This is a genomic window from Methanocalculus sp., from assembly GCF_029762515.1.
Classification (GTDB): domain Archaea; phylum Halobacteriota; class Methanomicrobia; order Methanomicrobiales; family Methanocorpusculaceae; genus Methanocalculus.
In genome coordinates this window covers 1-8,449 of record NZ_JARVGN010000049.1, presented here as the reverse complement: position 1 = coordinate 8,449, position 8,449 = coordinate 1, and the positions used below count along the sequence as shown (strand labels likewise).

Annotated in this window: 11 protein-coding genes; 5 read left to right on the top strand and 6 right to left on the bottom strand. The window is 45.1% G+C overall.

Annotated features, from left to right (window positions below; translation table 11 throughout):
- Together QCH34_RS02920 and QCH34_RS02915 are read left to right on the top strand one after the other, a co-directional pair.
- Positions 1 to 803, top strand: an 803-nt coding sequence (locus tag QCH34_RS02920) for a hypothetical protein (protein ID WP_300329810.1), incomplete at its 5' end; no start/stop codon positions are given.
- Positions 804 to 807: 4 nt separating this feature from the next.
- On the top strand, positions 808 to 1,962 hold the full coding sequence (locus tag QCH34_RS02915) for a PD-(D/E)XK nuclease family protein (RefSeq protein WP_300329807.1): 1,155 nt from the start codon (positions 808 to 810) through the stop codon (positions 1,960 to 1,962).
- Between the two features lie 56 nt (positions 1,963 to 2,018).
- Here the strand turns inward: QCH34_RS02915 and vsr are convergent, their stop codons facing one another.
- Complete coding sequence (vsr, locus tag QCH34_RS02910; RefSeq protein WP_300329803.1) at positions 2,019 to 2,456, bottom strand: very short patch repair endonuclease; 438 nt, start codon at positions 2,454 to 2,456, stop codon at positions 2,019 to 2,021.
- Between the two features lie 115 nt (positions 2,457 to 2,571).
- On the opposite strand from vsr, the gene QCH34_RS02905 reads away from it, so the two are divergent.
- The 3 genes from QCH34_RS02905 to QCH34_RS02895 all read left to right on the top strand — a co-directional run bounded on the left by QCH34_RS02905 (position 2,572) and on the right by QCH34_RS02895 (position 4,696).
- Entirely contained in the window at positions 2,572 to 3,426 is an 855-nt protein-coding gene (locus QCH34_RS02905) for an NgoPII family restriction endonuclease (protein ID WP_300329800.1), read from the top strand.
- Positions 3,427 to 3,435: 9 nt separating this feature from the next.
- Complete coding sequence (locus QCH34_RS02900; RefSeq protein WP_300329797.1) at positions 3,436 to 4,416, top strand: DNA cytosine methyltransferase; 981 nt, start codon at positions 3,436 to 3,438, stop codon at positions 4,414 to 4,416.
- A 109-nt stretch (positions 4,417 to 4,525) separates the two neighbouring features.
- Entirely contained in the window at positions 4,526 to 4,696 is a 171-nt protein-coding gene (locus tag QCH34_RS02895) for a hypothetical protein (RefSeq protein ID WP_300329794.1), read from the top strand.
- Positions 4,697 to 4,862: 166 nt separating this feature from the next.
- Here the strand turns inward: QCH34_RS02895 and QCH34_RS02890 are convergent, their stop codons facing one another.
- The 5 genes from QCH34_RS02890 to QCH34_RS02870 form a co-directional block, all read right to left on the bottom strand.
- A complete protein-coding gene (locus QCH34_RS02890) occupies positions 4,863 to 4,997 on the bottom strand; it encodes a hypothetical protein (RefSeq protein WP_300329791.1) in 135 nt (44 codons plus the stop codon).
- A 173-nt stretch (positions 4,998 to 5,170) separates the two neighbouring features.
- Positions 5,171 to 6,958, bottom strand: a complete 1,788-nt coding sequence (locus QCH34_RS02885; protein WP_300329788.1) for an AAA family ATPase — start codon at positions 6,956 to 6,958, stop codon at positions 5,171 to 5,173.
- A 918-nt stretch (positions 6,959 to 7,876) separates the two neighbouring features.
- Positions 7,877 to 8,113, bottom strand: coding sequence for a hypothetical protein (locus tag QCH34_RS02880; RefSeq protein WP_300329786.1), 237 nt, complete (start codon positions 8,111 to 8,113; stop codon positions 7,877 to 7,879).
- Positions 8,079 to 8,237: a hypothetical protein gene (locus QCH34_RS02875; RefSeq protein ID WP_300329783.1), complete on the bottom strand. Its 159-nt coding sequence runs from the start codon at positions 8,235 to 8,237 to the stop codon at positions 8,079 to 8,081. The genes QCH34_RS02880 and QCH34_RS02875 overlap by 35 nt, the downstream gene beginning before the upstream one ends.
- Positions 8,238 to 8,261: 24 nt before the next feature.
- Positions 8,262 to 8,449: hypothetical protein (locus QCH34_RS02870; RefSeq protein WP_300329780.1), on the bottom strand; the 188-nt coding region annotated here is incomplete at its 5' end.

The following is an 8,449-nucleotide window of genomic DNA, read 5'->3' as shown; positions in this document are numbered from 1 at the left end:
AATCAACCGATATCTTAAAAATTAAGCCTAATCTAATCCCAAAAGGAATAACACTCAATCCATTGTCAAAAAAATCAACTATTAAGGCCGCTTTATACTCTGCTGCATTTATAATTCAAAGCCAGGTTGCGAGCAATCTGGATATTGATCCTGAAGAAATTGAGGTTACAAAATATAGTATAAGCCGGGTCGGCGACTCATTAATAGGTGAAATTGCATTTGCTGACCGCTTACAAAATGGAGCTGGATTTGTAAACTGGATCTCAAATAATTGGAATGATATTCTACAATCGATTGTTAATCCGATTGATATTGATTCCTTTTCTTGGTCCTTATTATCAGAAAACCATAGGACTGAGTGTAAATCCGCTTGTTATAAGTGCCTCATGTCGTATAATAAAATGCAGTATAATAGCCTTTTAGATTGGAGGCTGGGCATATCCTATCTAAGAATTCTATATGATCCCTCTCATAACTGCGGAATCGATTCGATAGAAATGCTTGGAAATGAATCTAGATATCCAGAGCTTGATAACTGGCTTAATTTCGCCAGGCAGCTTGCAAAAGATTTTGGAGATGCATATAATTGCATATTTTCTGAAAATGGGCATCTTCCTATAGTGCGTAAAGACGATAATATTGGAATTATCTGCCATCCGCTCTGGGATACATATAATCCTCGGAGCATATTAGCTGAGGCAAGCGCCGAATGCGAATCCTCAAAGATAACTTATATTGATACCTTCAATTTATTGAGAAGGCCAAGCACTTGCTATAAATGGCTTATAAGTGGAGATGATTAATTTTATGGATGAAAGGTGGAGATTATCCGGATTAATTCAATTGAGACCTCTTATAAGGATAAGCCCAAGCCACTTCACTTTTTTAAAAAAATGCAATCTACGTTCTATATTAGCATCTAATCAGCAAGATGCTTTCCTACCCCTCAATCCTCAAGCAATTTTAGGGACTATTTTGCATCAATTGCTTGATGATGCAAATAATGGGCAAATTAAAACCCTTGAAGACTTTAACAACCATCTGGATTTGAAAATACAACGGCAAGATGAATCCCTTTATTCTCATTGGATAAATAAGCGCCATTTCCCCTTAAGTGAAAAAGCATATCACTTTGATATTAAAGTTAAAAAGTGCTGGCGCACAATAAGCCAAGTAATTTTACCTAATAATGAAAAAAGCATTATGAATGAGCCGTATAATACCTCCCCTTTTGGCTCAGAAAAATGGCTAGAGTCTAGCGATAAAATTGTTGGCGGATATATTGATGCGATAATGCATTTGGATGATAAAGTAGCTATCGTTGATTTCAAGACAGGAAAACTGTTAAAAGAAGATGGAAGCGGACAAATTAATGAGGAATATAAAACACAATTGAAACTCTATGCTAGGCTCTTCTTCGATGAGTATGGATATTGGCCAGATCAATTGTTAATTATTGACCTAGATGGCAAAAAGCACGATATTTCTTTCACCGCTTCTGAATGCAATGCACTAATGGAAGAGGCAAGGACTCTATTTAATTATATAAATTCTAAAATACAAAACAAAGAGAATGATTTAAAAGATATGTATCTAATTTTTTCATCTCCGGATCCAGATAACTGTTCTTATTGCCAATATAGGCCTATTTGTCCAAATTATTGGATTAGCCGTCAGCAAGTTCCTGATCCACGTTGGCCCAACGATGTAATTGGGAGCATTGTTGAAAAAGTAACCCTTGGAAATGGATTGTTTCATGTAAGGATAAAGGATAGAAATACTAATGTGGTGAGTTCCATCCGTGGCTTGAATCCAGATTGGCATGTAGTACTAAGAGAAGATGATAACGATATAGCGGCAATGTCGCTTGATGGTGATCTAAATATGCATAGCTATAAAGAAAATCGATCCACGACAATATTCGCAATTGATCCAAATTTTGTGCAAGAAATATTATCCTAAAGTAACTGACGTCTCTTTGTTGTTTTATTTATGTGAATGCGATCATTATTCTCTACTCAATCAGAAAAATTAGCATTTTTTTGCTCAATTAGCTCATGAAAAATATGTTTTAAATTTTCATTCTTTTTTGTCTGGCATTCCCAGACTACTATGACATCCCAACCATCGCATGTGAGCTTGGCATAGTTTTCCTTATCTCTTGCAATATTCTTCTCTATCTTCGGGAGCCAATAGCCAATGTTAGTTTGTGGCTTCCGTTTTCCGCTTCCAATTTTACATCCATGCCCATGCCAGAAACATCCATTAACGAAAATTACAGTCTTATATTTTGGAAGGACAATATCAGGCTTTCCGGGAAGATCCTTGCGGTGAAGCCTGTATCTAAATCCATGAGAGAAAAGAAACTTTCTGACTGCCAGCTCCGGCTTAGTATCCTGCGATTTGATATTACGCATTATTTTACTTCTTTGCTCTTTCGAGAAGATATCAGTCATTGGCTTGAATATCGCGAAAAAAATAATAAGGTTTTTGGTCTTCTGTGCACTATTTCCATGAATAAATATATGGATCTTCAACACCTGTGATAATATAGATGCGGGAGAGTTAATTGTGAAAACCAATATCCTTATAGCGATCATGAATATTGTAAAAACACCCATTACAGAGATTAATGAGTATTATACCAGCCATAATAGAGCAAATAACATGGGAGAGGCCCTCGAAGAATATGTTAAGGATATGTTTTCAGGAACAATCAAAGAAACGGATAAAATTAAACGTGATTTAGCTTTTAGTAATTTTTTTAGCTATCTGGGCACCCAGAATCACCCTCCAGACTTTATCCTTAAAGGAGGCGATGCCGTTGAGGTGAAAAAGATTGAAAATATAAATTCTGGGCTAGCCTTAAACTCATCCTATCCAAAGGCAAAGCTTTTTTCCAGCAGTTCTATGATAACGAGCGCTTGCCGGGAATGTGAAGTTTGGGATGAAAAGGATATTATTTATGCAGTTGGTGTAGTCAAAGGCAATAAATTATCCAGCTTATGCATGTTTTATGGAATTGACTATGCTGCAAGTGCTGAAATATATGAGAGAATTAAAAAAACAGTTTCTGCTGGCATTTCAACAACAACTAGCGTAGAATTTTCTGAGACAAAAGAATTGGGCAGAGTTAATAAAGTAGATCCCTTAGGAATTACACATCTGCGAATTCGAGGAATGTGGGGCATTGAAAACCCAATGAAAGTTTTCAAGGACTTCTATCGTTCAGATGATTCCAAAGATTTTAACTATATGGCTTTGATAAATAATGAAAAATATAAATCATTCAGCTTAAGTGATCGAAAGTTATTTGAAAAAATGGTAAAGGCAACACCCGATCTGAAATTTAAGGATATCGAGATCAAAACACCTGATAATCCTGCAAAACTAAAAAAAGCGAAGTTGATATCTTTTAAGATATAGATGTTTATTATGAATCTAATCTCCTTATTTGCTGGAGCAGGAGGCATGGACTTAGGCTTTAAAAAAGCCGGCTTTCAAATCGTTGCCGCAAATGAGTTTGATAAGACAATTTGGGAAACATATAAGAAGAATCATGAAAACACTCTTATTCCTGGTGATATTAGAGAAATCCCTTCCTCTTCCTTGCCTGAATGTGATGGCATAATCGGCGGTCCACCCTGCCAGAGCTGGTCTGAGGCTGGCGCACTTCGAGGCATTAATGATGATAGGGGAAAGTTATTCTTTGAATTTATCCGTATCCTAAAGGATAAGCAGCCTAAATTTTTTGTTGCAGAGAATGTCTCGGGCATGATGGCAAAAAGGAACTCACAGGCTGTAAGAAACATCACTCACCTGTTTTCAACCGCTGGCAAAGGCTATGATGTCTTCATCAAAATGCTAAATGCAAAGGAATACAATGTGCCTCAAGATAGGAAGCGTGTCTTCTATGTCGGATTTCGGCATGATCTCAATGTTGACTTTCAATTCCCACCTCCTTCAAACAAGAAGATTACATTACAAGAGGCAATTGGCGATTTAACGGATACGGCCATTCCAGCTCTTGAAAAAAATCGGACTAACGGGAATTATTGCAGAGTGCCTAACCATGAATATTTCATTGGTAACTTTTCAACAATTTATTTGTCAAGGAATAGGGTTAGAGGATGGAATGAGCAAAGCTTCACAATACAGGCAGGTGGCCGGCATGCTCCAATTCATCCGCAAGCCCCTCCAATGAAAAAAATTCATAAAGATAAGCATATTTTTATATCCGGCTCAGAGAATTTATATCGCCGGCTTTCGGTAAGGGAGTGTGCAAGAATTCAGACTTTTCCAGATGATTTTATTTTTTACTATACGTCATTAGCTGATGGATATAAGATGGTGGGTAATGCTGTCCCCGTCGAACTAGCATATGCTTTAGCAAAGCAAATTCGAAAATATATCTAAGTTCTAAAGGGGGTGTATAAAACCGGAAAGTCAGGTCTTTATAGTTGCTCATGAGAATACTACAACCAGAAGAACAACCCCAACCTGCGACTTCTTCATCAAATCATTAATGAGGCTTCTCATGGCAAAAGAGATTGAATTAGGTCTTGAACTAACTGGAGAGGACGCTCTCACCTTCCACAGATATAATAAAAAACCATATGATACGAGAGAAGGGCGTGAGCTGCTCCAGGAGGCTATTCGACTCTCGAAAAAGGCATCTGAAACCATACGGCTGTAAAAGGGCTGTGAAAGATGCCTCATTTTTATCAGGATCTGGAGTTCCATCTTTTTTAATGAACAATCAAATAGAATTCTCCCTTTGCGCAGAGTCCAATGCTAAATGATGATGGTATCAATAAAAAAGACCTAGATTAAGCTTTTTTTGAGGTGAATACATCCTTTCCTTACTCTCTTTTTGTGGATGAACTCCAAAGTCCGGTGATCTGACCTTTCTGTCCATATTTACTTGATCTCTGACGAACTTCGTAATATTTGCCGGTAACTGGGTTATAAATTCTTTTTTTAGCCTCGGCAGTCATAATAATCACTTCTTAGTATTTGTACTACATAGTTGTTTTGTATCTCGATGTTTCGTGTCTATTTACAAGAAATAACTCCCATAATCAATCAAATAAGCAATGAAATAAGATGAGTGCTTTTGTCGCAATCTCATCCTTTCATCTTCTTTCTTTCCCCGATCCTTATCGAAACCTCACCTCCTCTCCAGCATCTTCCTCACATCGCTCGCCCGGTACCGGAGGGTGACCTCGCTCGTCCGCCCCTTCGCCTGCCGGATCGTGATCCTGATGAGGGCATAGGTGGCAAGCGATCTGAGCAGCTCGTAGAAGGTGGTATAGGAGATGGCGTGAGTGGGGGGCTCGGTCTCGGGATGATGGAGCTCAGGGTACTCGTGTTCAGGGGTTTGGGTCTCTGTGAGGTGGTGCTCGGTGCGCTGTTGTTCATCCTGCATCCGGGCATCCGCTCCATGAGGGCAACTGCCGGTGCGGTATCCCGGCTCGGGCTCGGCACATGCCGCCAGCTCTCCGGACTGCGGTTCGGCGGCTCGCTGCGGCTGTAGTTTTTGGTACTGCTCACGGTGTTCCCGCTGATCTCCCTGCTCACGGTGTTCCCGCTGTTGCCGCAGCCGTTCGTAATGCCCGGCTGCCAGCACCTCCTGGAGCCGCGAGAAGATCCGGCCGGATGTCGGGGGCAGGGGCTCGAGATACTCTCTATACTCTCCATATCCTCGATATCCTCCATCCTCTCCATATCCTTGATATCCTCCATCCTCTTCAGACCTTCCATACCCTCCATACCCGCTATACCCGCTGGAGCCGTCATACTCCCCACGCTCCCGATACTCGCTGTCCTCCTCATACCTTTTCCTGGCTGCCATCTCACTCTCCTCGACCATCCCGGCGATGACCGAGAGGAGCGTCCGCTCCTTTTCGGTGAGGACCGAGACGAGGCCCCGGAGGTGGGTGAGGCGGGCATCGCCGTAGGCGGCGGCAACGTCCTCTTCGGTGACGGTGGTGTGGGCCGCCCGTTCGGCCCTGAGGATGGAGCGTTTCAGGAGGTCGATGCCGACCCGGAGATCGCCCGGCTCCGTCGATTTGGTCCTGTGGGTGATCAGGTCGAGGATCTCAGGCGATATCGCCCCCGGATAGGCCGCCTGCCGTGCCCTCTCCCTCAGGATGCCCCGGATCTGGTTTGCAGTATAGGGGGGAAAGAAGACCTCTTCTGAGCAGAGGCTCGAGATGACCGATGGATCCAGCCTGCGGGAGATGTCAAGTGCCAGATCGCTCTCGACAAGGATGACCGATACACGGCAGCCGGGATAGTCGAGGTGGATCCGCAGGAGCGAGGAGAGGATCTGGGTGTCGGTCCCCTCATGGATCAGGTGGTGGATATCGTCAAGGCAGACAAGAAGGACAGGTCTCCCGGATCCTTTCTGGTTTTGTCTCTGGGATTGTGCCGGTGCCTGCCTCTCTGATCGTTTTCCGGATTCTCTCCCGGATTCTCTCCCAGATTTTCCCCCGGATTCTCTCCCGGACTGAAGCGCCTTTGCGACGGCATCCACCAGTTTCCTGAGGGGAACGCCGGAGCTTGGGGGTGCATGGCCGACCAGTTCCCGGTAGATCGTGGAGAAGACCGCAAATGCAGTCCTGTTCTGCTGACAGTTCACGTACACCGGGATCAGGGTCTGCGAGGCATCCCTGATCTGGGCGAAGAGGTGGTGGATGCAGGTCGTCTTCCCGGTACCGGGGAGCCCCCGGCAGAAGATATTCGCCGGCCGCTGCCCCCGGAGGCCCGGCCGGATCAGGAATGCCATCTCCTCAAGCTCAGGATCGCGGAAGAGCACCTGGTCGGGGATGTGATCGCATTCGAGGATATCAAGGTCTTTTATGAGCGGCTTATCGGAGAAGGCGAGGTTTTTTGAGAATAATCGGGAACTGCTTTTAACAACCGATGAACTGGTAAGGCTTGTTTCTGTACTCATACCATTAAGGATGCAGTATGGGTAATAAGAGATGAACCGTGCACCCTGAAAGTGAATTGCCCCTTAATTAAAGCTTTTGCCGCTCGCGGAGTGAGGTGTGAAAGGGGTGTTGAATCACCACTCGCCCAACTTATCCACTACTTACCTGCCACTGACCCATTACTTCCCCACTACTCGCCCACTACTTACCTGCCACTGACCCATTACTTACCCCCCACTCATCCACCCAAGGGGATCGATCACGATGCAACAACCGGATCATGAGGAGTGACAAAAAGCTGGTGCGGAAGGATAAAGGGCGGTGGGAGTGGACGAGTCACCAAACATCCTTCGGGGGGGCACTGCCATCCCCCTCCGGATGTCGGTGAAGGCGGCCTCGCGGCCACCAGGCGGGGCTGCTCGCCCCGCACATGAGGATAACTGGCGCTTCGCGCCCATTTGTTGTTTCAGATCCCTCCTCCCTCTCAACCGAATTTTTTATGCCTGCTCGCTATTTCCTGTGGGTAGTATGAAGCAGGTGCGGCGCGGGTATCGGGGGGCGGGGTGGCGAAGGGAGCCGGATGACAGAGGTGATAAACCCTTGCTCATCAGAGCAACCTGAAAGGCGATTCTGAAGGAATCGGGTTTTATCTGCTTCTGGCATCCTACAAAGCATTCCCGCCCCACCCTGCGCCGTATCTGCGATCCCCCGGTACAACCTCCCTGCGAAGCATCTGCGGACGGGGAGAGGGGCGGTGGAGGATTCCCCAGTTTTTCTGGATATCCAGCGCCTGAGTGAACAGATCCTACTGCCTGTTCAAATACCAAATAGCCAGACGATGGCTTGTTCCCTGGGTAAAACCCGCAACAGATCAGCGAAGAGCCCGATCAACTGCTCAGAAACAATCAGAGACTCCGATAGGCAGACCGCCTCAGTCCTCAACGAATCCCATACTCCTTCATGATCTCGGATTCGGGGATGAACTTCCCTGCCTTCATCTCTTTAAGAGCTTCTTCGAGGCCGATCTCTGCCTCCTCTCCGAGCGGCTCATCATCAATGGCAAGCCTGAGCAGGCGCTCGATAACATCATTGTACGACTCTTTTGGGTGGTGTTTGAGGGATTCCAGCTGATCCCTGAGATCACATCTGATACGAATGGAGGTACCTGTCCGCATAGTACTGCTCACTCTGTTTTGTCAGGTAATTGAGGTGACGATCCATTACCTCCCAGGATGCCCCGATACCTGGTTCGCCTCCTTCCTTCATCCATACCTGCCTTCCATCTATCCATTCATCCATACTTTCCATACCCCCTACCTCTCCCTACTCCAGGCACTTCCAGTAAAAGAACCGGAACGACCGGTTCTTCTCCCGGGCCACCTGGATCGAGTACCGCTTGATGATCTCGATCATCAGATCGATCCGCGATACGTAATGGTCCGGGATCATCCGGTTGAACCGCTCCTTGGTGATCCGGTCGGTGCCGGGCAGGGTCCGGAGCCCAAGCGATC

Coding starts and splice junctions, on each gene's coding strand:
- QCH34_RS02880 (WP_300329786.1), bottom strand. CDS start 8,113: ATGCGGACAGGTACCTCCATTCGTATCAGATGTGATCTCAGGGATCAG.
- QCH34_RS02915 (WP_300329807.1), top strand. CDS start 808: ATGGATGAAAGGTGGAGATTATCCGGATTAATTCAATTGAGACCTCTT.
- QCH34_RS02875 (WP_300329783.1), bottom strand. CDS start 8,237: ATGGATGAATGGATAGATGGAAGGCAGGTATGGATGAAGGAAGGAGGC.
- QCH34_RS02890 (WP_300329791.1), bottom strand. CDS start 4,997: ATGACTGCCGAGGCTAAAAAAAGAATTTATAACCCAGTTACCGGCAAA.
- vsr (WP_300329803.1), bottom strand. CDS start 2,456: ATGACTGATATCTTCTCGAAAGAGCAAAGAAGTAAAATAATGCGTAAT.
- QCH34_RS02895 (WP_300329794.1), top strand. CDS start 4,526: ATGAGGCTTCTCATGGCAAAAGAGATTGAATTAGGTCTTGAACTAACT.
- QCH34_RS02885 (WP_300329788.1), bottom strand. CDS start 6,958: ATGAGTACAGAAACAAGCCTTACCAGTTCATCGGTTGTTAAAAGCAGT.
- QCH34_RS02900 (WP_300329797.1), top strand. CDS start 3,436: ATGAATCTAATCTCCTTATTTGCTGGAGCAGGAGGCATGGACTTAGGC.